General features: G+C 74.2%; 21 protein-coding genes. 17 read left to right on the top strand and 4 right to left on the bottom strand.

Features of this window, described 5'->3' with window-relative positions; genetic code table 11:
* Nucleotides 1-96 precede the first annotated feature (96 nt).
* Together J2S46_RS26680 and thiD are read left to right on the top strand one after the other, a co-directional pair.
* Complete coding sequence (locus tag J2S46_RS26680; protein WP_190213034.1) at nucleotides 97-1,122, top strand: 6-phosphofructokinase; 1,026 nt, start codon at nucleotides 97-99, stop codon at nucleotides 1,120-1,122.
* Between the two features lie 127 nt (nucleotides 1,123-1,249).
* Nucleotides 1,250-2,071, top strand: a complete 822-nt coding sequence (gene thiD / locus J2S46_RS26685; protein WP_073926012.1) for a bifunctional hydroxymethylpyrimidine kinase/phosphomethylpyrimidine kinase — start codon at nucleotides 1,250-1,252, stop codon at nucleotides 2,069-2,071.
* Nucleotides 2,072-2,304: 233 nt separating this feature from the next.
* Here thiD and rpmB read toward each other — a convergent pair whose 3' ends face one another.
* Nucleotides 2,305-2,490, bottom strand: coding sequence for a 50S ribosomal protein L28 (rpmB, locus tag J2S46_RS26690; protein ID WP_035846000.1), 186 nt, complete (start codon nucleotides 2,488-2,490; stop codon nucleotides 2,305-2,307).
* Nucleotides 2,491-2,845: 355 nt separating this feature from the next.
* Between rpmB and J2S46_RS26695 the strand changes: the two genes are divergently transcribed.
* The 9 genes from J2S46_RS26695 to mutM all read left to right on the top strand — a co-directional run bounded on the left by J2S46_RS26695 (nucleotide 2,846) and on the right by mutM (nucleotide 12,230).
* Entirely contained in the window at nucleotides 2,846-4,501 is a 1,656-nt protein-coding gene (locus J2S46_RS26695) for a DAK2 domain-containing protein (RefSeq protein ID WP_191292625.1), read from the top strand.
* Between the two features lie 71 nt (nucleotides 4,502-4,572).
* Complete coding sequence (gene recG, locus J2S46_RS26700; RefSeq protein WP_191292626.1) at nucleotides 4,573-6,795, top strand: ATP-dependent DNA helicase RecG; 2,223 nt, start codon at nucleotides 4,573-4,575, stop codon at nucleotides 6,793-6,795.
* A 121-nt stretch (nucleotides 6,796-6,916) separates the two neighbouring features.
* The gene (gene rsmD, locus J2S46_RS26705; protein ID WP_191292627.1) at nucleotides 6,917-7,501 is read left to right on the top strand and encodes a 16S rRNA (guanine(966)-N(2))-methyltransferase RsmD; all 585 of its coding nucleotides are present in this window, start codon (nucleotides 6,917-6,919) and stop codon (nucleotides 7,499-7,501) included.
* 46 nt (nucleotides 7,502-7,547) lie between these two features.
* Nucleotides 7,548-8,036 carry a pantetheine-phosphate adenylyltransferase gene (coaD, locus tag J2S46_RS26710; RefSeq protein WP_191292628.1) on the top strand — a complete coding sequence of 163 codons (489 nt, stop codon included), beginning with the start codon at nucleotides 7,548-7,550 and terminating at the stop codon, nucleotides 8,034-8,036.
* A 185-nt stretch (nucleotides 8,037-8,221) separates the two neighbouring features.
* Nucleotides 8,222-9,478, top strand: a complete 1,257-nt coding sequence (locus J2S46_RS26715; RefSeq protein WP_191292629.1) for a F0F1 ATP synthase subunit B — start codon at nucleotides 8,222-8,224, stop codon at nucleotides 9,476-9,478.
* Between the two features lie 203 nt (nucleotides 9,479-9,681).
* Nucleotides 9,682-10,329: a YceD family protein gene (locus tag J2S46_RS26720; RefSeq protein ID WP_191292630.1), complete on the top strand. Its 648-nt coding sequence runs from the start codon at nucleotides 9,682-9,684 to the stop codon at nucleotides 10,327-10,329.
* Between the two features lie 2 nt (nucleotides 10,330-10,331).
* Entirely contained in the window at nucleotides 10,332-10,505 is a 174-nt protein-coding gene (rpmF, locus tag J2S46_RS26725) for a 50S ribosomal protein L32 (protein ID WP_030056747.1), read from the top strand.
* A gap of 20 nt (nucleotides 10,506-10,525) precedes the next feature.
* Nucleotides 10,526-11,302: a ribonuclease III gene (gene rnc / locus J2S46_RS26730; protein ID WP_073926005.1), complete on the top strand. Its 777-nt coding sequence runs from the start codon at nucleotides 10,526-10,528 to the stop codon at nucleotides 11,300-11,302.
* A gap of 55 nt (nucleotides 11,303-11,357) precedes the next feature.
* Nucleotides 11,358-12,230: a bifunctional DNA-formamidopyrimidine glycosylase/DNA-(apurinic or apyrimidinic site) lyase gene (gene mutM / locus J2S46_RS26735; RefSeq protein WP_191292631.1), complete on the top strand. Its 873-nt coding sequence runs from the start codon at nucleotides 11,358-11,360 to the stop codon at nucleotides 12,228-12,230.
* 53 nt (nucleotides 12,231-12,283) lie between these two features.
* On the opposite strand, the gene J2S46_RS26740 is transcribed toward mutM, so the two are convergent.
* A complete protein-coding gene (locus J2S46_RS26740) occupies nucleotides 12,284-13,201 on the bottom strand; it encodes a DMT family protein (RefSeq protein WP_191292632.1) in 918 nt (305 codons plus the stop codon).
* 260 nt (nucleotides 13,202-13,461) lie between these two features.
* Between J2S46_RS26740 and J2S46_RS26745 the strand changes: the two genes are divergently transcribed.
* Complete coding sequence (locus J2S46_RS26745) at nucleotides 13,462-14,808, top strand: hypothetical protein (RefSeq protein ID WP_191292633.1); 1,347 nt, start codon at nucleotides 13,462-13,464, stop codon at nucleotides 14,806-14,808.
* A gap of 104 nt (nucleotides 14,809-14,912) precedes the next feature.
* Here J2S46_RS26745 and J2S46_RS26750 read toward each other — a convergent pair whose 3' ends face one another.
* Nucleotides 14,913-15,785: a CAP domain-containing protein gene (locus J2S46_RS26750; RefSeq protein WP_191292634.1), complete on the bottom strand. Its 873-nt coding sequence runs from the start codon at nucleotides 15,783-15,785 to the stop codon at nucleotides 14,913-14,915.
* A 150-nt stretch (nucleotides 15,786-15,935) separates the two neighbouring features.
* Between J2S46_RS26750 and J2S46_RS26755 the strand changes: the two genes are divergently transcribed.
* From J2S46_RS26755 to ftsY, 4 genes are all read left to right on the top strand, one after another.
* Nucleotides 15,936-16,229 (top strand): acylphosphatase, encoded by a 294-nt coding sequence (locus tag J2S46_RS26755; RefSeq protein WP_190213022.1) that lies wholly within the window; start codon nucleotides 15,936-15,938, stop codon nucleotides 16,227-16,229.
* A 470-nt stretch (nucleotides 16,230-16,699) separates the two neighbouring features.
* Nucleotides 16,700-16,903, top strand: a complete 204-nt coding sequence (locus J2S46_RS26760; protein WP_073925999.1) for a hypothetical protein — start codon at nucleotides 16,700-16,702, stop codon at nucleotides 16,901-16,903.
* A gap of 215 nt (nucleotides 16,904-17,118) precedes the next feature.
* On the top strand, nucleotides 17,119-20,781 hold the full coding sequence (gene smc / locus J2S46_RS26765) for a chromosome segregation protein SMC (protein ID WP_191292635.1): 3,663 nt from the start codon (nucleotides 17,119-17,121) through the stop codon (nucleotides 20,779-20,781).
* A 416-nt stretch (nucleotides 20,782-21,197) separates the two neighbouring features.
* Nucleotides 21,198-22,394, top strand: a complete 1,197-nt coding sequence (ftsY, locus tag J2S46_RS26770) for a signal recognition particle-docking protein FtsY (RefSeq protein WP_191292636.1) — start codon at nucleotides 21,198-21,200, stop codon at nucleotides 22,392-22,394.
* A gap of 223 nt (nucleotides 22,395-22,617) precedes the next feature.
* On the opposite strand, the gene J2S46_RS26775 is transcribed toward ftsY, so the two are convergent.
* Entirely contained in the window at nucleotides 22,618-23,250 is a 633-nt protein-coding gene (locus tag J2S46_RS26775) for a bifunctional DNA primase/polymerase (RefSeq protein WP_191292637.1), read from the bottom strand.
* A 669-nt stretch (nucleotides 23,251-23,919) separates the two neighbouring features.
* Here J2S46_RS26775 and nsdA point away from each other — a divergent pair.
* Entirely contained in the window at nucleotides 23,920-25,407 is a 1,488-nt protein-coding gene (gene nsdA, locus J2S46_RS26780) for a transcriptional repressor NsdA (protein ID WP_370882246.1), read from the top strand.
* Nucleotides 25,408-25,753 lie beyond the last annotated feature (346 nt).

A 25,753-nucleotide genomic window follows, 5' to 3' on the forward strand; every position in this document is an offset into this window, starting at 1 on the left:
TCCGGTACATGAGGACCAGGTGGCGGGGCCGGCCGACGATCGGCATCCAACTACTCGGGGGCGTACGCGCCCATGGAGCGGGAGAGCTCAGCCACCATGCGAATCGGCGTCCTGACCAGCGGCGGCGACTGCCCCGGCCTCAATGCGGTGATCCGGTCCGTGGTGCACCGCGGCACCGACGTCCACGGTGACGAGATCATCGGCATCGAGGACGGGTTCCTCGGCCTCATCGAGGGGCGCAGCCGGCCCGTCTCGCACGACGACGTCACCGGCCTGCTCACCCTCGGCGGCACCATCCTCGGCTCCGCCCGGGTCAAGCGGGAGCGGATCGAGTGGGCCGTCGAGAACGCCCCGACGCTCGCCCGCAACCTGGGCATCGACGCCCTGATCGCGATCGGGGGCGAGGGCACGCTCACCGCCGCCAAGATGTTCAGCGAGGCCGGCCTGCCGGTGGTCGGGGTCCCCAAGACCATCGACAACGACATCGACGCCACCGACGTCACCTTCGGCTTCGACACCGCCGTGCACGTCGCCACCGAGGCCATCGACCGGCTGAAGACCACCGCCGAGTCGCACCAGCGGGTGATGGTGGTGGAGCTGATGGGCAGGCACACCGGCTGGATCACCCTCACCGCGGGCATGGCCGGCGGCGCCCACGGCATCCTGATCCCCGAGAAGCCCTTCGACATCGAGGCCGTCGCCCGGATGGTCGAGGACCGCTTCGAGCGGGGCAAGAAGTTCGCCATCATCGCCGTCGCCGAGGGGGCCGCGCCGGCCGAGGGCACCATGCGCTTCGACCACGGCGCGGTCGACCAGTACGGGCACCAGACCTTCGGCGGCATCGGCACCCGGCTCGCCCACGAGCTGGAGGACCTGCTCGGCAAGGAGGCCCGCCCGGTCATCCTGGGCCACACCCAGCGCGGCGGCACCCCCACCTCGCGGGACCGGGTGCTCGCCACCCGCTTCGGCTGGCACGCCGTCGAGGCCGTCCACAAGGGCGCCTTCGGCCACTTCACCGCGCTGCGCCGCAACGAGATCGAGCTGGTGCCGATCGCCGAGGCCGTCACCCGGCTGAAGACGGTGCCGGTGGACCGCTGGGCCGAGTCCGAAGCCATCCTCTGACCGAAGCCGCTCCCTGGCCCGAGCCGCCCCGCGGCCCGGGCCGCCCTCCCGCCGGGAGCTGCCCCGGCGCCCGCCGCCTGCCGGACGGGCCCGCCGCGCCGCGGGCCGTCCCGGGTAGGTTGTGGCCATGGCTCTCCCGTCGCGCGGCCCCGTCGCCGCCCCTCCGCGTGTGCTCACCGTCGCCGGCTCCGACTCCGGCGGCGGCGCCGGAATCCAGGCCGACCTCAAGGCCATGCTCGCCCTCGGCGTGCACGGCATGAGCGTGATCACCGCCGTCACCGCGCAGAACTCGCTCGGCGTCCAGGGCTACTGGGAGCTGCCCGCCGAGGCCGTCCGGGCCCAGTTCCGCAGCGTCGTCGACGACATCGGCGTCCAGGCGGTCAAGACCGGCATGCTGGCCTCGATCGAGCTGGTCGAGACCGTCTCCGAACTGCTCACCGGGCTGGACGCGCCGGTCGTGGTCGACCCGGTCGGCGTCTCCAAGCACGGGGACGCGCTGCTCGCCGCCGAGGCGGTGGCCACCGTCCGGGAGCGGCTGCTGCCGGTGGCCACCGTGGCCACGCCCAACCTGCACGAGGTGGCGCAGCTCACCGGGATCACCGTGCGGGGCCAGGAGGACATGGCGGACGCCGCCCGGGCGCTGCTGGACCTCGGCCCGCGCTGGGTGCTGGTCAAGGGCGGCCACCTGGAGGGCGAGGCGGCCGACCTGCTGTACGGCGGCCCGGGGGAGGAGCACTGGTACCGGGCCGAGCGCTACGACAACCGGCACACCCACGGCACCGGCTGCACGCTGGCCAGCGCCATCGCCGCCGAGCTGGCCAAGGGGCAGGAGGTGCCCGGGGCGGTGGCCGCGGCCAAGGAGTACGTCACCGGGGCGATCGCGGCCGGCTTCGCGCTCGGTGCGGGCATCGGGCCGGTGGACCACGGCTGGCGGCTGCGCGGGGCCTGACCGGCCCGGCCCCCGCCACCCGCCGCATCCGCCACCCGCCCCGTTGCCGGCGGCGGGGACCGGCCGCGCGGGGCCGGGGCCGGGGCCGGACGCACGAACGCCGCCCGCCCGGGCACAGGGCCCGGGGCAGGCGGCGTTCATGGGCGGTCACCCGGCGAGGGCCGGAAAAACAGAAAGCCGATCCATCCGAGGACGGACCGACTTACTGGAGGACCGGCTTACCGGTCTGCGCGTCAGCGCGAGACCTTACCGGCCTTGATGCACGAGGTGCAGACGTTGAGCCGCTTCGGCGTCCGCCCGATCACAGCGCGCACCGTCTGAATGTTGGGGTTCCAACGACGACGGGTACGGCGGTGCGAGTGGGAGATGTTGTTGCCGAAGCCCGGCCCCTTGCCGCAGACGTCGCAGTTGGCAGCCACAGGAGTCACTCCAAGACTTCAGATCATTTACGTTCGAAAACCCCGGCTGAATCAACGGGCCACTCACGTGGACCGGACCGATTCAAAGGGTGAGCCTGGACTGTTCCAGGCAACCGGAAGAGCATACAACGCTTGCTCCCGTTCAACGAAACTACCACGTCCGGAGGGTTTACCCCACCCCGGGCGCCGTCCGGTCCTCCCGCCGACCCGGGCGGCGAGGCCGCCGCAGGCCCGTCCGGCAGGGCTCCTGCCAGCCACGATCCGGGGCGGGCCCGGATAACCTGCCAGCATCGCCCCGCGCCGCCCGCCGTTCACCACCCACAGCCATGCGCGGCGTACACCCGGAGGAGACCTGGTGCTGCACACGCTCGACGCCCCGGCCGTGCGGACCTGGTGCCGGCTGGCCCTGCGCTCGCTCGGCCAGGCCCGCGAGGAGATCGACGCACTCAACGTCTACCCCGTACCGGACGGCGACACCGGCACCAACCTCTACCTGACCGTCGAATCGGCCGCCGCCGCGGTCGAGGACAGCTTCGCCGCCGCCGGCCGGGACGGCGCCCCCGACGCCGTCCCGGAGCTCGGCGACAGCGTGCGGGCGATGGCCAGGGGCGCCCTGCTGGGGGCCCGCGGCAACTCCGGCGTGATCCTCGCCCAGTGGCTGCGCGGCACGGCCGAGACCCTCGCGGTCGCCGGCGGCGGCGCCGACCAGCTGCGCGCGGCCCTGCTGAAAGCCGCCGAATCCGCCTACCAGGCGGTCGCCGAACCGGTGGAGGGGACGCTGCTCACCGTGGCCGCCGCGGCCGCGCGGGAGGCCGACAAGGTCGGCGGCAGCCTCGCCCAGGTCGCCGACACCGCCTACCGGTCCGCCCGGCAGGCCCTGCTTCGCACCCCGCAGCAGCTCGCCGTGCTCGCCGACGCCGGGGTGGTCGACGCCGGCGGCCGCGGCCTGGTCGCCGTCCTCGGCGCGCTCGCCGACGCCGTCGCCGGCCACCACCCGATGGGCCCGGTGGCGCTCAGCCAACCGCTGCCGCCGGTCGGAGCCGCGGGCGACTGCGAGGGCCATGTCCGCCCGCCCGGCCCCGGCCACCCCGCGTTCGAGGTGATCTACCTGCTCGACGCCCCCGACGCCGAGCTGCCGGTGCTGCGCGCCCGGCTCGCCGAACTCGGCGACTCCCTGGTGGTCGGCGGCGGCGACGGCCTGTGGAACGTCCACGTGCACGTGGACGACGCCGGCGCCGCCGTGGAGGCCGGCGTCCGGGCCGGCCGGCCGTACCAGATCCGGATCACGCACTTCGCCGAGGCCGCCGCCCGGGCCGGCGCCGCCGACTCCCGCGGCGAGCGGGAGCGGCGCGCCCGGACGGTGCTCAGCGTGGTCAGCGGGGAGGGCCTGGCCGAGCTCTGCGAACAGGCCGGCGCCGCCGTCCTGCACGCCGACCCGGACCGGCCGCCGGCCAGCGCCGAACTCGCCGAGGCGGTCCGCCGGGCCGGCGCCCGCGAGGTGATCCTGCTGCTCAACGACCCGGAGCTGCGGGCCGCCGCCGGCGCCGCCGCCGACCAGCTGCGCGAGGAGGGCGTGCGGATCGCCGTCCTGCCGACCCGCTCCCCGGTGCAGGGCCTGGCCGCCCTGGCGGTGCACGAGGCCTCCCGGCGCTTCGACGAGGACGTGGTGGCCATGACCTCGGCGGCCGGCGCCACCCGGTACGCCGAACTCGCCGTCGCCGAGGGGGAGTCCTGGACGATGGCCGGGGTCTGCCAGGCCGGCGACGTGCTCGGCCTGATCGACGGGGACGTCGCCGTGATCGGCGCCGACCTGGCCGGCACCGGGGAGACCGTGCTCGCCCGGATGCTCGCGGCCGGCGGCGAACTGGTCACCCTGGTGCTCGGCGAGGGCGCGCCCCCGGGCCTCGCCGAGCAGTTGGTGGCGCACGCCCGCCGCCAGCGTCCGGAGGTCGACGCGGTGGTCTTCGAGGGGGGCCAGGAGTGGGCGCCGCTGCTGATCGGGGTGGAGTGAACCGCCCGCGGCGGCCTGAGCACCGGGTGAATGCGACGTGCTGTCGGTGGTGTGGTGTCCAATAGGGCGTGATGGCCGATCTCACTCTCGACACGCCCCTGACCGCCGTGGTCGGCGACCGCACCGCGAAGGTGCTCGCCGACAGCCTCAAGCTGCGCACGGTCGGCGACCTGCTGCACCACTACCCGCGCCGGTACGCCGAACGCGGCCAGCTCACCAGCCTCGACGACCTGGAGATCGACGAGCACGTCACGGTGCTCGCCAGGATCGAGAAGGTCACCCTGATCCCGTTCAAGGGGCGCAAGGGCGACCGGCTGGAGGTGGTCGTCACCGACGGGCGCGGGCGGCTCAGCCTGGTGTTCTTCAACCAGGGCTGGCGGCAGAAGGACCTGCGGCCGGGCGCCCAGGGCCTGTTCGCCGGCAAGGTCGGACAGTTCAATCGCACCCGCCAACTGGTTTCCCCTGATTATCAGTTGATGGACGAGGAGGCGGACAGCTCGGCCGCCGCCGAGTTCGCCGGCCGGCTCATCCCGGTCTACCCGGCCAGCGCCAAGGCCCAGACCTGGACGGTCGGCCTCTGCGTGCGGACGGTCCTCGACACCCTCGCCGACGACGGCTGGCAGGGCGTCGGCGAGCCGCTGCCCGCCGAACTGCGCGAGAAGCACGGGCTGATCCCGCTGCCCGAGGCGCTCGAACTCATCCACCGCCCGCGCAGCCACGCCGACCGCGAGCGCGCCCAGAGCCGGCTGCGCTGGGACGAGGCCTTCGTGCTCCAGGTAGCGCTGGCCCAGCGCCGGGCGGCCGACTCCGCCCTGCCCGCGGTGCCCCGCCCGGAACGGGCCGGCGGGCTGCTGGAGGCCTTCGACGCCCGGCTGCCCTTCACCCTCACCGACGGCCAGCGCCAGGTCAGCGCCGAGATCTTCGCCGACCTGGCCACCTCGCACCCGATGCACCGGCTGCTCCAGGGCGAGGTCGGCTCCGGCAAGACCCTGGTCGCGCTGCGCGCCATGCTCACCGTGGTCGACGCCGGCGGCCAGGCCGTCCTGCTCGCCCCCACCGAGGTGCTCGCCCAGCAGCACCACCGCTCGATCGTCGAGATGATGGGCGACCTGGCCGAGGGCGGCATGCTCGGCGGCGCCGACGCCGCCACCAAGGTGGTGCTGCTGACCGGCTCCATGGGCACCCCGGCCCGCCGCCAGACGCTGCTCGACATGGCCTGCGGCGACGCCGGCATCGCGATCGGCACCCACGCGCTGATCGAGGACAAGGTCCAGTTCCAGGACCTCGGCCTGGTCGTGGTGGACGAGCAGCACCGCTTCGGCGTCGAGCAGCGCGACGCCCTGCGCGCCAAGGGCGAACAGCCCCCGCACCTGCTGGTGATGACGGCCACCCCGATCCCGCGCACGGTCGCCATGACGGTCTTCGGCGACCTGGAGACCTCGGTGCTGGACCAGCTCCCGGCCGGCCGCTCGCCGATCTCCACCCACGTGGTGCCGGCCCTGGAGAAGCCCAACTTCCTGGCCCGCGCCTGGGAGCGGGTGCGCGAGGAGGTCGGCAAGGGCCACCAGGCGTACGTGGTCTGCCCCCGGATCGGCGACGAGGACCAGAGCGACCCGAAGAAGAAGCGCAAGGCGATGCCCGACGACCCGGAGGACCTCGGCGCCGGCAGCGACGACCGCCGGCCGCCGCTGGCCGTGGTGGAGACCGCCGAGATGCTCGCCAAGGGCCCGCTGGCCGGCCTGCGGATCGAGATCCTGCACGGGCGCCTGCAGCCCGACGCCAAGGACGACGTGATGCGCCGCTTCGCGGCCGGCCGGGTCGACGTGCTGGTCGCCACCACGGTCATCGAGGTCGGCGTCAACGTCCCCAACTCCACCGCGATGGTCATCATGGACGCCGACCGGTTCGGCGTCTCCCAGCTCCACCAGCTGCGCGGCCGGGTCGGCCGGGGCAGCGCGCCGGGGCTGTGCCTGCTGGTCAGCGACATGCCCGGGGCCAGCCCGGCCCGGGCCCGGCTGGACGCGGTGGCCGGCACCCTGGACGGCTTCGAGCTCTCCCGGATCGACCTCGAACAGCGCCGGGAGGGCGACGTCCTGGGCCAGGCCCAGTCCGGGGTGAAGTCCTCGCTCAAGGTGCTCTCGGTGCTGGAGGACGAGGAGGTCATCACCACCGCCCGGGCCGAGGCGGCCGCCCTGGTCGCCGTCGACCCCCGGCTGGAGGACCACCCGGACCTGCGCGCGGCACTGGCCGGCCTGCTGGACGAGGACCGCGCGGAGTACCTGGAGAAGGGCTGAGCGGATGCGTCACCCGGCGGCCGCGGCCGCCGGGTGACGCATCCGCGGCGGAACCGCGCTTGAATGGGGGAGCCCCGCCGGCCGGCCGACGGGGCTCCGCCACGAAAGGAACCCCCGCACCATGACCCGCGTGATCGCCGGGACGGCCGGCGGCCGCCGCCTGGCCGTGCCGCCAGGCCGGAGCACCCGCCCGACCTCCGACAAGGCCCGCGAGGCCATGTTCTCCACCCTGGAGGCGCTCCGCGGCACCCTGCACGGGGCCCGGATGCTCGACCTGTTCGGCGGTTCGGGCGCGGTCGGCCTGGAGGCCCTCTCCCGCGGCGCCGAGCACGTCCTGCTGGTCGAGGCGGACGCCCAAGCGGCGAAGGTGATCCGGGAGAACGTACGGACCGTCAACCTGCCCGGCGCGGAGGTGCGGGCCGACCGGGCCGAGCGGGTGCTCGCCGGACGGGCCCCGGAGCACGGCTACGACCTGGTCTTCCTCGACCCGCCGTACGCCGTCACCGACGAGGAGCTGCGCGAGATGCTGATCACAATGAGCGCCGGGGGCTGGCTCGCGGAGGACGCACTCGTCACCGTGGAGCGCAGCACCAGGGGCGGTGAGTTCGGCTGGCCCGAGGGCTTCGACGCGCTGCGCTCACGGCGGTACGGCGAAGGCACCCTCTGGTACGGTCGCGCCGCCGCCGAGACCCGGCAACACCCGTAGCCGGGCCACCACCCGCAGCACCGAATCCCACGAGGGAGCTCACGCCATGCGTCGCGCCGTCTGTCCCGGATCGTTCGACCCCATCACCAACGGTCACCTCGACATCATCGAGCGGGCCTCCAAGCTGTACGACGTGGTGCATGTCGCGGTGCTGATCAACCGGAACAAGCAGGGGCTGTTCACCGTCGAGGAGCGGATCGCGCTCATCGAGGAGACCTGCGGGCACTACGGCAACATCGAGGTGGAGTCGCACAGCGGCCTGCTGGTGGACTTCTGCCGCGACCGCGGCATCCCGGCCATCATCAAGGGGCTGCGCGCGGTCAGCGACTTCGACTACGAGCTGCAGATGGCGCAGATGAACCACGGCCTGACCGGCGTCGAGACGCTCTTCGTGCCGACCTCGCCGACCTACAGCTTCCTCTCCTCCAGCCTGGTCAAGGAGGTCGCCTCGTACGGCGGCGACGTCTCCCACCTGCTGCCGCCGGTGGTGCACGGCCGGCTCGTCGAGCGGATCGCGGAGCGCGCCGCGCAGTAGGCCCGGATGGTCCGTTTCTGCCGGTTCGTCACCAGCTGTCCCCCTCCGCGGCGGCCGGCCGGGCGCAGGCGTTGTGAGGTCCCGCCGCAGTGGCCGTACAGTCTTTATTCCTGCCCTGCGGTGAGGTGCACCGCGCCGGGCCTGCCTCCGCCGGACGTCGGCGGCACACGGAAAGACGAAGCCCCGTGGACGTGCAGAACAAGGTCGACCAGATCGTCGCGGCCGTCGAGAACGCCCGTGCGATGCCGATGTCGGCCTCCTGTGTGGTGAACCGCGCCGAGCTGGTCGGGCTGCTCCAGGACCTCCGCGCGGCCCTGCCCGCCGAACTGGCGCACGCCCAGTCGGTGATGGCCGACCACGAGCAGGTGGTGGCCGACGCCGAGGCCGAGGCCGAGCGGATCATCCAGGGGGCGCACGCCGAGCGGGGGTCGCTCATCTCGGACACCGAGGTGGTCCGCCGGGCCCAGGCCGAGGCGGACCGCATCCTCGCCGAGGCCCGCGCCGAGGTGGAGACCAAGCGCGCCGAGGCCGACGACTACGTCGACAGCAAGCTGGCCAACTTCGAGGTGGTGCTCACCAAGACGCTCGGCGCCGTCGGCCGCGGCCGCACCAAGCTGCGCGGCGACTCCGGCGTCTTCGAGACGGACGCCGAGGGTGAGGCCGACGGCGAGGAGTTCCAGCCGCGGGTCAGCCCCAGCCCCGAGGTCGACGAGTACGTCGATGTGAAGCTCGCCACCCTGGAGACCGTCCTCAGCAAGACGCTGTCGGCCGTCGGCAAGGGCCGCGACAAGCTGCTCGGCAAGGCCCCGATCGACGACCTCGGCGCGTACCTGGCCGCCGCCGACCAGGCGCAGCAGCTGAAGGACCGCGCCGAGGCCGTCGCCGCCGGCTTCGCCGACAACTACGGCGACGGCACCGACGCGGACCAGGAGCCCTGGTACCGGGCCGACGTCCCGCAGCAGCAGAGCTGGCCCGAGCAGACCCCGGCCGCGGCCGGCTGGCAGGCCCCCGGCGAGGGCCAGTACGCGGCCGCCGCCCAGTACGGCGCCCCCGAGGGCACCCAGTACGCCGAGGTCTACGGGGGCGGCTTCGACCCCTCGGACCAGGGCCGGCAGGACCCGTACGGCAACCAGTACGGCTACCAGCAGCCCGGCTACCAGGGCCAGCAGCAGCCCCAGCAGGACGCCTGGGGCAACCCGGTGCCCGAGGCCGGCGGCTACCAGCAGCAGGGCGGTTACCAGGGCCAGGGCCAGGGCCAGGGTCAGGGCCCGCAGTACGACGCCTGGGGCAACCCGGTGCCGGCCGCGGGCGGCTACCCGCAGGGCGCCCAGCCCCAGCTGCCGCAGCAGGCCTCGGGCCAGCAGCCCGGTCTCGACGAGACCAGCTTCTTCGACACCAGCATGATCGACATGACCAGGCTGCGGGAGCTCGGCGGCCGCTGAGGCCCCCGGGCCGGCCCCGCCCGGGCCGGCCCGAAACCGGGCGAAGTTGGGCCTGGCCCCCGTGTCCGGTAGTCTGACCACTCCGGCCTGCTCGTGCCGGGGTAGTCCGGCTGCCCGCGCATCGTTGAGACGCGCAGCGCCGCACGCCGTACGAACCACCCGCGCCACGCACCACGCGTGCCGCCTCAGGAAGTCAGGACACCTTGAACCGCCTCGACCACCGCGACCCCCTCGTGTTCGACACGCACGAGCTCGGCCGTCGCCCAGGATCGCTGCGCAAGGTGACCCGCACCCTGGAGGCCCCCGAGGGGCTGGGCATCATCGACGTGATCGGTGTGCCCGAGAAGAGCGAGATCGCGCTGGAGCTCCGACTGGAGTCCGTGGTCGAGGGCGTCCTCGTCACGGGCACCGCCGAGGCCAAGGTCGAGGGCGAGTGCGTGCGCTGCCTGGAGCCGGTCGAGGACGGGATCGACGTCGAGTTCCAGGAGCTGTTCTACTACCCGGAGTCCGACGAGAAGGGGCGCGGCCGGTCCACCGCCGCCGCCGACGAGCTCGACGAGGACGACGAAGAAGAGACTTACCGCTTGGAGGGCGATTACTTCGACCTCCAGCCGGTGCTGCGTGACGCGGTGGTGCTCGCACTGCCGCTGCAGCCGGTGTGCCAGGAAGACTGCCTGGGCCTGTGCTCCGAATGCGGAGCGCGCCTGAGCGACGACCCGGACCACCACCACGAGGCCGCCGACCCCCGGTGGGCGGCTCTGCAGGGACTCTCCGCCGCCCACGGCGACGAGGGTGACGGAATCAAGACCAGCGACACCCGTGAGGGTGGAGCCGAGAACCAGGAGAAGTAGCCGTGGCTGTTCCGAAGCGGAAGATGTCGCGCAGCAACACGCGCCACCGCCGGTCCAACTGGAAGGCCGTTGTCCCCGCCCTCGTGGCGTGCGACCGCTGCCACGAGCCGAAGCTGGGTCACATCGCGTGCCCGAGCTGCGGCACGTACAACCGTCGCCAGGTCCTCTCGGTCTGATCGGCGGGGTGCACGGATCGATGTCGGATAGCAACTCAACCCGCAAGCAGGCTTCTGCCAACGGAAGCAAGGGCGGCGGGCCGGCTTCGACCGAATACGACGTCCTGGAAGGGCGCCTCGGGTACACGCTCGAGCGCGCCCTTCTGGTGCGTGCCCTGACCCACCGCAGCTACGCGTACGAGAACGGCGGGCTGCCCACCAACGAGCGCCTGGAGTTCCTCGGCGACTCGGTGCTGGGCCTGGTGGTGACGGACACCCTCTACCGCGTCCACCCGGACGTGCCCGAGGGGACGCTCGCCAAGCTGCGCGCCGCGGTGGTCAACTCCCGCGCGCTCGCCGAGGTCGGCCGCGGCCTCGAACTCGGCACCTTCATCCGTCTCGGCAAGGGCGAGGAAGGGACCGGCGGACGCGACAAGTCGTCGATCCTCGCCGACACCGTCGAGGCCGTGATCGGCGCCGTCTACCTGGACCAGGGCCTGGACGCGGCGACCGCGTTCGTCCACCGCCTGTTCGACCCGCTGATCGAGGAGTCCTCTCAGCTCGGGGCCGGACTCGACTGGAAGACCAGCCTCCAGGAACTCACCGCGGCGGCCGGCATCGGCGTGCCCGAGTACGTCATCGAGGAATCCGGCCCGGACCACGAGAAGACCTTCACCGCCGCCGCCCGGGTGGCTGGCCAGGACTTCGGCAGCGGCGTCGGACGCTCGAAGAAGGAAGCCGAACAGAAGGCCGCCGAGAGCGCCTGGCGCGCGATCAAGGCCAAGTACGCGGACAGCCTCCCCGGCGACAAGGCCTGAGGCCGGCCCGGAGCAGCCCGCCTGCTCCAGGTCGTGGAACAGCGGAGGCGTCGAAGTGCCCGAACTTCCCGAGGTCGAGGTCGTCCGGCGCGGACTGGCCAACTGGGTGGCCGGACGCACCGTCGAGGACGTCCAGGTGCTGCACCCGCGCGCCGTCCGCCGCCAGCCGGCCGGCGCCGCGGACTTCGCCGCCCGGCTGACCGGGACGACCCTCGGCTCCGCGCAGCGCCGCGGCAAGTACCTCTGGGTGCCGCTGCAGGGCGACTCCGGCACCGGCTTCTCGCTGATCGGCCACCTCGGGATGAGCGGCCAGCTCCTCGTCCAGGACCCTTCGGTGCCGGACGAGACCCACCTGCGGGTCCGGCTGCGGTTCACCGACGGCGGGCGCGAACTGCGCTTCGTCGACCAGCGCACCTTCGGCGGCCTCGCGGTCGAGGAGGCCGAGGACGGCGACCCCGAGGGCACCCCGCTGTCCATCGCGCACATCGCCCGCGACCCGCTGGACCCCCGCTTCGACGACGAGGCCTTCGTCACCGCGCTGCGCGCCAAGCGCACCACGGTCAAGCGCGCCCTGCTCGACCAGACGCTGATCAGCGGGGTCGGCAACATCTACGCCGACGAGGCGCTCTGGCGCGCCAGGCTGCACTACGACCGCCCCACCGCCGGCCTGACCCGCCCGCAGGGCGCGCTGCTGCTCGGGCACGCCCGCGAGGTGATGAACGCGGCCCTGGCGGTCGGCGGCACCAGCTTCGACAGCCTCTACGTCAACGTGAACGGCGAGAGCGGCTACTTCTCCCGCGACCTGGACGCCTACGGCCGCGAGGGCGAGCCCTGCGGCCGCTGCGGCACCCCGATCCGCCGGGCGGCCTGGATGAACCGCTCCAGCTACTTCTGCCCGCGCTGCCAGCGGATCCCGCGCCCGCGCTGAGCGACGCCGCCCGGCCGGTGCGGCCGGGCCGGCACCCGCCGGCCCGGCGCGGCTCACTTCTTGGTCAGCTCGGCGGGCAGCGGTTCCTCGCTGAGGTCCTGCTCGCCCTGGCCGAAGTAGGCGACGCCGACGGCGGAGGTCACCGCCAGGACGAAGCCGAAGGCGGCCATCCAGCCGAGGCCGTCGCGCGAGGAGTCGCCGAGCCAGATCACGCCCACCACGCCCGGCACCACCGTCTCGCCGACCACCAGGGCGGCGGTCGCACCGTTCACCGAGCCGATCTGCAGGGCGATGGTGTGCAGGTACATCCCGCCGAGGCCGCCGATCAGGATCGCGTACAGGGCGGGATCGCTGAGCAGCGTGCCGAGGGCGAACGGGTCGAGACCGTCGAGGATCCGCACCCCCACCCCGAGCGCGCCGAAGCCGAGGCCCGAGAGCAGGCCGGCCACGATCGCGCCGCCCGCGCCCAGCCTGCGCACCACCAGGCTGCCGCCGGCGATCAGCACCACCGAAGCACCCAGCAGCCACCAGTGCACGGACATCGCGACATGGTGGCCGCCCTCCGGTCCGGCCGCCACCGCCAGCATGATCAGCGCCGCGCAGAGCACCGCGATCGAGGCCCACTCCGGGCGCCGGAGCCGGATCCCCAGCAGTTTGATGCTCAGCAGCGCCGTGATCACCAGGTTGGCACTGATGATCGTCTGGGAGAGGAACAGCGGGAGCAGCCGCGCGGCCAGCGCGCCCAGCCCGAAGCCGATCAGGTCGAGCACCGTGCCGAGGATGAACTCCCAGGTCACGGCGGCCTTGGCGGTGGAGGTCAGGTTCGGGCCGCCGTGCTCGGTGACCCCGGCCGACCGGCCCTTGGCGGCGGCCTCCTCCCGTGCGGAGCGGCGGGAACCGACGGCCTGGAGAACGGAGCCGGTGCCGTAGCAGACCGAGGCTCCGACGGCGGTCACGAGGCCGAGGATCACCACATGCTCCGATCGGTGGGGAAGGGCGCGTGAGCGCGAGGGGTGGCGGCAGGCACCACTATGCCTGCTCGGGACGGTCCGGATGCGACCGCCCAGCGCGACAGACGTGCAGCGTGCGGCGGGGGTTCCCGATCGGCGGGCCGAGCCGGCCGGGAGCCCGAGGATCATCCCCGAGGATGGCGCCGACCCCGACGAAAGGCAGGGGCGCCCGGCCGGCCGGCAGACCCCGGGGGGCCGCCCGGAGCGGTAGCGTCGAAGGCATGAGGACTTCCGTTCGACGCTCCCGGGTGACGCCGCCCGCCGCCCTGCTGGCGGTGCTGCTCGGGCTGCTGCTCCTGCTGGCCCCGGCCGCCTCCGCCGCCGGCGGCCTGGACGCGGCCGCGTCGGCCCTGAAGCAGCACCAGGTGTACGTCGACCCGGCGATGACCGGCAGGTTCAGCCAGGGCCAGGCCGACGCGCTGGCCGCGAAGATCAAGGCGGCCGACAAGCCGATCTTCGTCGCGGTGCTCCCCGCCACCGACGAGTTCGCGCCGACGACCGTCTTCACGGACCTGCGGACCAAGGTCGGCGTCGTCGGCACCTACGCGATCTGGCGCGGTGACCAGTTCCTCGCCCGCTCCGACCCGGCCGCCCTCTCCGGCGCGGCCGCCGGGCGGATCGCCGGCGCGGCCTTCCGCTCCCACCCGGGCGACGTCAACGGCACCGTCACCGACTTCGTCGACCAGGCCTCCTCGCAGGTCAAGGGGCACGGGGTGGCCGCCGGCGACAGTGGCCTGTCGGTCGCCGCGGTGGTCGTCCCACTGGCGCTGCTGGCGCTGGCCGGCGGCGGGGTCCTCCTTCTGCTGCGACGCTCGAAGAAGCGCCGGGAGGAGCAGCGCCGGGCCGAGCTGGAGCAGTTGCGGCTGGTCGTGGACGAGGACATCACCGCCTTCGGCGAGGAGCTCGACCGGCTCGACTTCAGCCCCGGCGCGCCCGACGCGGACGACGAGCAGCGCACCGACTACGCGCACGCGCTGGACTCCTACGACCGGGCCAAGCGGACCATGGACGCGGCGGCCGGCCCGGCCGACGTGCGGCCGGTCACCGAGGCCCTGGAGGACGGCCGCTTCGCGCTGGCCACGCTGGCGGCCCGGCGCGGGAAGCTGCCGCTGCCCGAGCGCCGGCCGCCGTGCTTCTTCGACCCCCGCCACGGCCCGTCGGTGCAGGACGCCGACTGGGCGCCGGGCGGCGGGACCAACCGGACCGTCCCGGTCTGCGCGGCGGACGCGGCCCGGCTCGCGGACGGCCTGGACCCGGACATCCGGACGGTGCCGACCGCGCAGGGGCCGCAGCCCTACTGGAACGCCGGGCCGGCCTACGGCCCCTGGGCGGGCGGTTACTTCGGCGGGTACGGCGGCGGGCTGCTGCCGGGCCTGCTGGTCGGCACCATGCTCGGCTCGGCGATGGGCGGCGGGCAGGCCTGGGCCGCGCCGGGCTACGGCGGGGACGGCGGCTACCAGGGCGGCGACTCCTCCGGCGCCGACTTCGACCCGGGTGACTTCGGCGGGTTCGACGGCGGCGGTGGCGGGGACTTCGGCGGTGGCGGGGACTTCGGAGGCGGTTTCTGACCCGGCGCTTCCTCGGGGGGGCGTACGGGGGCGGCGGCCGGGCGGTAGGTGGGGCAGGGGGCCGCGCGGTCGGGTCGTTCCCGGGACCGGCGGGACCCGGCGGCTCAGAAGCCGAAGTCCTGGGTCCACCAGGGGCCGCCGGAGCCGGTGTGGACCCCCACGCCGAGCTTGGTGAACTCGCAGTTCAGGATGTTGGCACGGTGGCCGGGGCTGTTCATCCAGGCGGTCATCACGGCCTCGGGGGTGGCCTGGCCGCGGGCGATGTTCTCGCCCCCGAGGTTGCTGATGCCGGCGGCCTTGGCGCGGTCCCAGGGGGTGTGGCCGTCCGGGTCGGTGTGGTCGAAGAACCCGCGCGCGGCCATGTCGTCGCTGAAGGCCGTGGCGAGCGCGTCCAGGCGCGAGTCGGCGGTGACCGGTGCGCAGCCGGCCGCCTTGCGCTCGTCGTTCACCAGGGCGAGCACGGCGGCGGCCGGGCTGGCCGCCTTGGTGCTCGGGCTCGCGGTGGCGGTCGGCCTGGCGGTGGCGGTGGGGCTCGGCCTGGGCGCGGGCGCGGTGCTGGCCGGGGCGCTCGGCGCCGCGGTCGCGCCGGGGGCGGTCGCGGTGGGTGAGGCGAGCGGTGAGCGGGCCTCGCCGCGGTCGGCCGCCGGGGAGGCGTCGGCCCGGGTCACGCCGGCGCTCGGGGACGGCGTCCCGGCGGCCGTGGCACCGTTCGGGGAGGCGCCGGGCGTAACGGTGCCGTCGGGGGAGAGGGCCTCCAGGGGCGCGTCGCCGGCCACCACCGCGGCGTCCGGGGCGGGCAGGACACCGCTGACCACACCGCCCGCGCCGGCGGCCAGGGCCGTGGCGCAGATCGCCAGCAGTCCGCCGGTACGACGGCGGCGCTTCTGCTGCGCGGCCGCCCGGGCCTGCCGCCGGCCGGCGCGTCCGCCCGGCTGCTCGTCCTCGGCCGGTCGCGCGCCGCGTGCGTGTCGTGCCATCGCGCTGAACCCCTCCCGAAACTGTGAGCGATCGTCGAGGACTCTAGGGCATGGCGGCTGTGACGGGAGAGGAAGGGCGGAGAAGGAGAGGTGTGGGAGGGGTGAAACCGCCCGGGGCGGTCACCCGGCGCTACGGCTAGGCTCGCCGTCATGCATGGTCGTGACAGCAACGAGCCCGTCCGGGCCACCGTCTGGGTCCGGGGCAGGGTGCAGCAGGTCGGCTTCCGCTGGTGGACCCGCGCCCGGGCGCTGGAGATCGGCCTGACCGGCTACGCGAGCAATCTCGGCGACGGCCGGGTGCAGGTGGTGGCCGAGGGGCTGCCGGCCGACTGCGAGCAGCTCCTCGCGCTGCTCCGCGGCCCGGACACGCCCGGCACGGTCACCGGGGTCACGGAGATCTGGACCGCCACCGGCGAGGGCTACGAGGGCTTCGCGATCCGCTGATCGCACCGGTCGTCAGCGCTGGACGATCACTCCGGTCACCCGTCCGGAGCACGCTCCCACCAGGCCGGAGGCCGAAGTCGCGGGGGCTTCGGCAACTGCCGGTGTCGTGCGGTTGCCATCTGGGCAGACTCGTGGTTGACTCCGCATCGAGCAGTGATCCACCGGAGGTCGGTGGGTCCGCCCGAGACCGCCCGCAGGGCCGCCCGGCGTGACAGTTCCGCCGTGCAGGTGACAGGGCCGTCGTCGCTTGCGGTGATCGTGTTGACCCGTTCCGTCTTTGGTGAGACGCTGGAAGCCCGCGCACACGACCGCGTTTTCCCGGTAGGCGCATGCCCCTGTGAGCCCAGCTCACGGTGGTTGTTCCGTAGTGCCCAGCCAGCACTGCCGGTGGCGCGACGCGCGTGCGTCTTCCCTTCCCCCTAGACCCATACCGCACAGGTTCGGTCACTCAGCGTGGAGGACCACTCATCATGGCAAAGGCGCTTCTCGGGTACGTCGGCGGCCCCGACCCGCGAATGCTCTCCGAGATGCGACGGCTTCAGCAGCGCGTCCAGGACCTGGAGTCCGAGCTCATTCGGATGCAGGCCGAGAACGACGCTCTCATCGCTGTCGCGGACGAGCACTCGCTGCTCAGCAGCATCGATCTGGATCAGCGCGAGCCGGCACTCACCTGATCATCGCCGTACCCTCGTCGATCGACGCTGTTGTGCACTGAGCTCCCGTAAGGGACGCAGCTTGCAAGGGACGCCCTGACCGGCGTCCCTTCGTCGTCCTCGACACCCTTTGCCGACCATCTTGCCCTCCTCCGCATGCCTGAAACCCTCCCCGCAGCACGGCCGGATACAGTCGCAGGCCGGGGGGTCGGGCGAGTGTGGAGGAGATCCGGCGCGTGCACCTGAAGAGTCTGACCCTGCGCGGCTTCAAGTCCTTCGCCTCCGCCACCACCCTCCGCTTCGAGCCCGGCATCACCTGCGTGGTCGGGCCCAACGGCTCGGGCAAGTCCAACGTGGTGGACGCGCTGTCCTGGGTGATGGGCGAGCAGGGCGCCAAGTCCCTGCGCGGCGGGAAGATGGAGGACGTCATCTTCGCCGGGACGAGCGGGCGCAGCCCGCTCGGCCGGGCAGAGGTCAGCCTCACCATCGACAACACCGACGGCGCCCTGCCCATCGACTACGCCGAGGTGACCATCACCCGGACGATGTTCCGCAACGGCGGCAGCGAGTACGCGCTCAACGGCGACACCTGCCGGCTGCTCGACATCCAGGAACTGCTCTCCGACTCCGGCATCGGCCGCGAGATGCACGTCATCGTCGGTCAGGGCCGGCTGGACTCCGTCCTGCAGGCCGACCCGACGGGCCGCCGGGCCTTCATCGAGGAGGCCGCCGGAGTCCTCAAGCACCGCAAGCGCAAGGAGAAGGCGCTGCGCAAACTGGACGCGATGCAGGTCAACCTGAACCGCGTCCAGGACCTGGTCGGCGAGCTGCGCCGCCAGCTGGGCCCGCTGGGACGCCAGGCGAAGATCGCCCGCCGGGCCGCCGGCATCCAGGCCGACCTGCGCGACGCCCGGCTGCGGCTGCTCGCGGACGACCTCACCGGCCTGCGGCACGCCGTCGAGGCCGAGATCGCGGACGAACTCGCGCTGCGGCTGCGGCGCTCCACCGTGGAGCAGGAACTCGCCCGCGCCCAGCAGCGCGAGGCCGTCCTGGAGGCCCAGGTCGAACAGCTGGGGCCACGGCTGGAGGCCGCCCGGCAGACCTGGTACCGGCTGTCCGCGCTGACCGAACGGGCCCGGGGCACCATCGACCTGGCCGAGGCCAGGGCCCGGCACGCCGAGGCGAGCGGACAGGCCGAGGAGCGGCGCGGCCGCGACCCCGAGGAGCTGGAGCGCGAGGCCGAGCGCGTCCGGGAGGAGGAGGCCGCGCTCGCGGAGGCGCTGGAGGAGGCCCGCTACGCCCTCGCCGAGGCGGTCGAGACCCGCACCGAGGTGGAACGCGAACTCGGCGAGGAGGAGCGCCGGCTGAAGGCGGCCGCGCGCGCCGTCGCGGACCGGCGTGAGGGCCTCGCCCGCTTGCAGGGACAGGCCGCCGCGGCCCGCTCCAGGGCGGCCGGCGCGGAGGCCGAGATCGGCCGGCTCGTCCAGGCCAGGGACGAGGCGCTGGTCCGGGCCGAAGCCGCCGACCAGGAGTTCCGCGGACTCCAGGAGCAGGTCGACGAACTCGCCCGGGGCGACGAGGACCTGGAGGAGGCGCAGCGGGAGGCCGGCAGCAGGCTCGCCGCCGTCGACCGCGAACTCGCCGACGCCCGGGACGCGGCGGGCGCCGCCGACCGCGAGCGGGCCGCGACGACCGCCCGCCGGGACGCGCTGGCCCTCGGCCTGCGGCGCAAGGACGGCAGCGGCGCCCTGCTCGCCGCCGGCGGGGAGGCGGCCGGGGTGCTCGGCCCGGCGGCGGCGCTGCTGAAGCCCGAACCGGGGTACGAGGTCGCAGTCGCGGCCGCCCTCGGCGCCGCGGCGGACGCCGTCGTCGTGGACGGCGTCGAGGCGGCGCTCCGGGCCCTGCACCTCCTGCGGGCCCAGGACGCGGGCCGGGCCACCCTGCTGATCGCCGGCCGGCCCGGCCTCCCCGCGTCGGGCGAGCCGTCCGGCGAGGCCGGGGAGCAGCCCGGCGTGCTGCCGGCCGGCGCCCGCCGGGCCGCCGACCTGGTGGCGGCGCCGCCCGGCCTGCGGCCGGCCGTCCGGCAGTTGCTGGCGACCGCCGTGGTGGTCACCGGCCTCGACCAGGCCCGGGAACTCGTCCGGGAACGTCCGGAGTTGACGGCCTTCACGCTCGACGGCGACCAGCTCGGCGCCGGCTTCGCCCAGGGCGGCTCGGCCGGTGCGCCCAGCCTGCTGGAGACCCAGGCGGCCGTCGACGAGGCCGACCGGGCGATCGAGGAACTCACCGTCCGGTGCGCCCTGCTGGCCGAGCGGCTCGGCGACCTGACCACCCGACGGGCCGGCACGGCGGCCGAGGCGGAACAGCTGGCGCTGCGCGCACGGCAGGCGCAGAAGGAACGCGCCCAGGTGGCCGGCGCCCTCGGCCGGCTGGGCGGACAGGCCAGGGCCGCCGCCGGCGAGGCCGAACGGCTGGCCGCCTCGGCCGCCCGCGCCGAGGAGGGCCTGGAGCAGGCCACCGCCGCCGCCGAGGAGCTGGCCGGGCGGCTGGCGACGGCCGAGGAGTCCGCCGACGCGGAGGACCAGGAGCCCGACGCCGCCGAGCAGGCCCGGCTCGCCGAGGCGGCCGCCCAGGCCCGGCAGGCCGAACTGGAGACCCGGCTCTCCGTCCGTACCCACGAGGAGCGGGTCCGGGCCCTGGCCGGCCGGGCCGACCAGCTGGACCGCTCCGCCCGCGCCGAGCGGGAGGCCCGGGCCCGGGCCGCGGCCCGGCGGGAGCGGGCCCGGCACGAGTCCGCGGTGGCCCGCGCGGTCGCGGCCGGCACCCGGCAGCTGCTCGCCTGCCTGGAGATCTCGCTGGCCAGGGCCGCCGCCGAACGCGACGAGGCCGAACAGGCGCGCGCCGCCCGGGAGAGCGAGCTGCGCGCCGGCCGCGAGCACGGCCGGGAGCTCAAGGCCGAACTCGACAAGCTGGTCGACGCCGGCCACCGGGACGAGGTGCTCCGGGCCGAGAAGCGGCTGCGGATCGAGCAGCTGGAGGCCAAGGCCCTGGACGAGTTCGGCATCGAGTCCGAGGAACTGCTGGCCGGCTACGGGCCGGGCGTACCGGTGCCGCCCGGGGTCCCCGAGGAGGGCCAGGAGCCGGGGGAGCCCCGGCCCTACGTCCGGGCCGAGCAGGAGAAGCGGCTGCGGGCCGCCGAGCGCGCGTACCAGCAGCTGGGCAAGGTCAACCCGCTCGCCCTGGAGGAGTTCGCGGCCCTGGAGGAGCGCCACCAGTTCCTCGGCGAGCAGCTGGACGACCTCAAGCGGAGCCGGCGCGACCTGCTGGAGATCGTCAAGGACGTGGACGCCAGGGTCGAGCAGCTGTTCACCGCGGCGTACCACGACACGGCGGCGCAGTTCGAGGGCGTGTTCTCCCGGCTCTTCCCCGGCGGGGAGGGGCGGCTGGTGCTGACCGACCCCGACGACATGCTGACCACCGGCGTCGAGGTGGAGGCCCGCCCGCCGGGCAAGAAGGTCAAGCGGCTGTCGCTGCTCTCGGGCGGCGAGCGCTCCCTGACGGCGGTGGCCCTGCTGGTCTCGATCTTCAAGGCGCGACCGAGCCCGTTCTACGTGATGGACGAGGTCGAGGCGGCGCTCGACGAGACCAACCTGCGGCGGCTGATCGCGATCATGGAGGAGCTGCGGGAGAGCTCCCAGCTCATCGTGATCACCCACCAGAAGCTCACCATGGAGTCCGCCGACGCGCTCTACGGCGTGACCATGAAGGGCGACGGCATCTCGCAGGTGATCAGCCAGCGGCTGCGGGCGGTCCCGTCCCCCGGCCGGGAGGCCGGGCGGCCCGAGCGCGGGGCGGCCGCGCCACGCCGGCCGGCGCCGGCGGCCGCCGGGGACTCCTGAGGCCGCGCGGGGCACCGCGCCGGGGCGCACCCTCCCGGGGCGGGGGCCGGACACTCCGGGGCCGGGCGCCCGCCCGCACCGAGCCGGCCCGTACCGACCGCGCCCGTACCGACCGCGCCCGTACCGACCGCGCCCGTACTGAGCCCGCCGGGTGATCCACCGGCCGGCCCGGCCCCCGGGGCCGGGCGTGTGCCGCTTCCGCGGGCCCGTCGCGGATACTGGGAGGGTTGTGACTCCTCCCCCTCGCCCGCGAGGGGGGCTGCGCACTCAGCCGCCCGACGACGTCGGGCCGGCCGGCCACGACCGCCGCCGAAGGGTGGTGGTCAAGCAGTGAAGCGGCGGCGCTCAGGCCCGCCGGGCGAAGGATCACCAGCACTCCCGGCCTCACGGACGGGCACCCAGCGAAGGAGTTAGATGTGGAATTCGTGATCCTTGCCGTGGTCATCGCGGTGGCCGTCATCGGCGCGATCGCGGGCCTCGTCGTCAGCGGGAGGCGACGCAAGGAGCTGCCGCCGAAGGCGACGGCACCGGTCATCACGGCGCCGAAGGCACCGGCCGAGCCCGCGCCCGAACCCCAGGTGGGGGACGAGGCGGCGCCACCGGTCGAGGTCCCGGTGCAGACCGTCGAGGAGGTCGAACTCCCGCCGGTCGCCGAGATCGAGGAGCTGCCGGCCCTCGAAGTCCCCGAGCCGACCGCCGGCCGCCTGGTCCGGCTGCGCTCGCGGCTCTCCCGCTCGCAGAACTCGCTCGGGAAGGGCCTGCTCACGCTGCTCTCCCGGGAGCGGCTGGACGAGGACACCTGGGAGGAGATCGAGGAGACCCTGCTGGTCGCCGACGTCGGCGTGAAGCCCACCCAGGAGCTGGTCGACCGGCTGCGCACCCGGGTCAAGGTGCTCGGCACCCGCACGCCCGCCGAGCTGCGCGGCCTGCTCCAGGAGGAGCTGGTCCAGCTGATCGGCGAGGACACCGACCGCACCCTGCACACCGCCCGGCACGCGGACGGCCGACCGGCCGTCGTACTGGTGGTCGGCGTCAACGGGGTCGGCAAGACCACCACCTCGGGCAAGCTCGGCCGGGTCCTGGTGGCCGACGGCCGCAAGGTGGTGCTCGGCGCGGCCGACACCTTCCGCGCCGCGGCCGCCGACCAGCTGCAGACCTGGGGCGAGCGGGTCGGCGCACGGACCGTCCGCGGACCCGAGGGCGGCGACCCGGCCTCGGTCGCGTTCGACGCCGTCAAGGAGGGCATCGCCGAGGGCGCCGACACCGTCCTGGTGGACACCGCCGGGCGGCTGCACACCAAGACCGGCCTGATGGACGAGCTGGGCAAGGTCAAGCGGGTCGTCGAGAAGCACGGCCCGGTCGACGAGGTGCTGCTCGTCCTGGACGCCACCACCGGCCAGAACGGCCTGGTGCAGGCCCGGGTCTTCGCCGAGGTGGTCGACATCACCGGCATCGTGCTGACCAAGCTGGACGGCACCGCCAAGGGCGGCATCGTGATCGCGGTCCAGCGGGAGCTGGGCGTCCCGGTCAAGCTGATCGGGCTCGGCGAGGGCGCGGACGACCTGGCGCCCTTCGAGCCGGCCGCGTTCGTCGACGCGCTGATCGGCGACTGATACCCGACCGGCGCCATGACCGCCCGACCGATGTCGTGGTCGGCCGAGCGGGCCGGAGCGTCGCGGCAGGGGCCGCTTTCCCGGGAGACCGGGGGAGCGGCCCTTCGTCGTACCCGGGCGTGGCACCTGGGGTACCCGGGCGTGGCACCTGGGTGTCGTACCCGGGCGCCGTACCCGCCCGGGCGTTGCGGCCGGGCGGCGTCGGTGGGAGGGCCGGGGTGGGTCAGGAGGCGAGCCAGGCGGGCTCGGAGCTGCGCTCGCGGCTGCGATGGCAGGCGTACGCGAGGGTGCCGAGCAGCAGGCGGGCCTCCGGCGGACAGCCCGCGTTGTCCCGGGTGGGGCGGCGCAGCCAGCGGACCGGGCCGAAGCCGTCGAGGACGGTCGGCGGAGCGGCGACGTGACTGCCCTCGCCGTGGCAGGTCAGGTCGAGCGCGGCGTCGTCCCAGCCCATCCGGTAGAGCAGTTCGGGGAGCCGACGGGCGGCACCGGCCGCGACCAGGAACTGCAGGCGGCCGGTCGGCGGGGCCAGGACCGGGCCGACCTGGGTGCCCATCCGCTCCAGCCGGACCAAGGCCTGCAGGCCGGCCTGCTCGGGCACGTCCAGTACGTCGAAGGCCCGCCCGGTGCGGAGCAGGACGGCGCTCGCGGGGCGTCCGTCGGCGGGCGGCCCGTCCGGGCGCGGCCCGCCCGGGCCGGCGAGGGCGTCGACGGCGACCGCCCAGCCCCAGCGACCGGTGTACTCCGCCGCCGCCCGGAACGCCGCCGCCTGGAACGCGGTGGCGCGGGTGCGGCGCCGGGTGCCGCGTGGTGCGAGCCGCAGGTGTCCCAGTCGAAGATCGCCGAACAGGTTGTCCATGCCTCCCCCAACAGGTTCTCGTTGTCGGTGGTTACGGGATCGTGACGTCGTGTGGATCGTCCGATGTGGTGCGCGTGGTGCGGGGACGGCGCGCGGCTTTCGGCGTGCGCCCGTTCGTGCGGCGCGATCCCCGGGTCGCCTTGCGGCGGCCGGTGCGGATGCCGGATCGTCGGGGGCGAGCGTGCCCCCGGTGCGACCGGGGTGGCAAACTCGCCTGGGGCTGCTGGTGATTGCCGTGCGCATCGGGATATCACGGGTGACTTGGCGGTCCGCATATGCCGGGCGGGCCGGAGTACCAGTGAAGCGTGTGCGGACTGCGCACAGTTCACTCGTGGGGGTGGCGAAAGGTGGCGTTTCCCCGGCGATGCTCCCCCGGATGGTCGAAAGAGCGTTACGTTCAGCTCGCCGAGCACGACGGAGTGTCCGCTTCCGGCCCTTCCGGGGGCGGGAGTTGGGAGTCCGGCGGCCGGTGCGAGGTGCTTGAACACCAGTACGACAGCGCACGAGCAGGACAACCGGACGAGCACGGCGGTACACCAGGACGACCGCACCCGGGTGAGACAGCACCCGGTGCGCGGACAGCGGTACGAGCGAGCACCTCGGCGGTACGAACAGGTACGGCACGTCTAGGAATCGCCCGCGACCGTCGGGCATCACGAGCGGGGCCCCGTGGGCGGGGCCGGGCGGGATGGGGACGTTCCCATGGCAGAGAAGCAACCCAACGAGAAGCTGGCCTCGTGGTTCGGCCGAAGCGGCTGGTCCAAGGGCGAGTTGGCCCGGCAGGTCAACCGTCGGGCGCGCCAGATCGGCGCGCACCACGTCTCCACCGACACCTCACGGGTGCGTCGCTGGCTCGACGGTGAACAACCCCGCGAGCCCATTCCGAAGATCATGTCCGAACTCTTCTCCGAGCGCTTCGGCTCGGTGGTCTCGATCGAGGACCTGGGGCTGCGCGCGATCGTCCCGGTCTCCACCGTGGGCGGCGGCGTCGACCTGCCCTGGAGCGCCCCGCAGACCGTCCAGCTGATCAGCGAGTACTCGCGCAGCGACCTGATGCTCAACCGGCGCGGATTCCTGGGCACTTCGCTCGCCCTGACGGCCGGTGCCGCGCTGATCGAGCCGATGCAGCGCTGGCTGACCCCCGGCCCGGGCGGCGCCCCCACCCCGATCCTGGCCGCCGCCAACGGCGGCGAGCCGTTCAGCGGCCGGCTGTCCGAGCCCGAACTGGAACTGCTGGAGCAGACCACGGTGATGTTCCGCCAGTGGGACGCCCAGAACGGCGGCGGCCTGCGCCGCAAGGCGGTGGTCGGCCAGCTGCACGAGGTCACCGACCTGCTGCAGGAGAGCTACCCGGAGCAGACCACCCGGAGGCTGTTCCGGCTCACCGCCGAACTCGCCCACCTCGCCGGCTGGATGTCCTACGACGTCGGCATGCACCCCAGCGCGCAGAAGTACTACGTGCTCGCGCTGCACGCCGCCAAGGAGGCCGGCGACCGCCCGTTCGGCGCGCTCATCCTCACCGACATGAGCCGGCAGATGATCCACCTGAACCGCGGCGAGGACGCCCTGGAGCTGATCCACCTCGCCCAGTACGGCAGCCGCGACACCGCCACCCCCAAGCAGCAGTCCCTGCTGTACGCGATGGAGGCGCGCGCCTACTCGACGATCGGCGAGGTCAACCGCTGCGCCCGGGCCGTCCGGCTGGCGGAGGACACCTTCACCGACATCCGCGAGGGCGACAACGACCCGGACTGGCTGAAGTTCTTCTCGGCCGCCGAGCTCAACGCCGAGAACGCGCACTCCTACCGCGACCTCGCCTACCACTCCAGCCGCAGCGACCTGTACGCCTCGATGGCCGCACCGGTGATGGAGCGCGCCGTGGACCTGTTCCGCCAGGACGACGACCACGTCCGCTCCTACGCCTTCAACCTGGTCGGCATGGCCAGCGTCCACCTGCTGCAGAACGAGCCGGAGCAGGCCGCCGTGATGGCGGAGCAGGCGGTGGACATCGCCACCAAGGTGCGCTCGGAGCGGCTCAACACCCGGGTCCGCAAGACCTCGGAGGCGGCCAACCGGAACTTCAAGGGCGTGCCCGGGGTCAGCCGGCTGGCCGACCGCGTGGTGCAGGAGATCCCGGAGTTCGCCTCGGCCGTCTGACCGGCCGGGTCCGCCGCTCCCGCGTCCCCGGTCGTCCCCCGTTCTCCCCCCGTTCCCCGTGGTCCTCCGGTGCCCGGGGGGCGGGCTCCCGCCCCCGCCCGGGCCCTTCCGTCCTGGCCCGTCCGCCCCGCCCCGCCCGTTCCGGGCCGGCTGCCCGCCTCCGTCCGGCCGGGCCGCCGCGCCCCGTCGGGCGGGGCCGCCGCCTGGCCCGTCAGGTGCGGGACCGTAGAGTTCCGGCCACCGGGACCCGCCCGTACGTCCGCCCCGGGGCCCGTGGAGGCCCGAATATCCACGTCGGTGATCGTTTGAGCACTCCGGGTGCTGTGCGGCCGTACGGTAACCCATC

Source organism: Kitasatospora herbaricolor (genome assembly GCF_030813695.1).
Classification (GTDB): domain Bacteria; phylum Actinomycetota; class Actinomycetes; order Streptomycetales; family Streptomycetaceae; genus Kitasatospora; species Kitasatospora herbaricolor.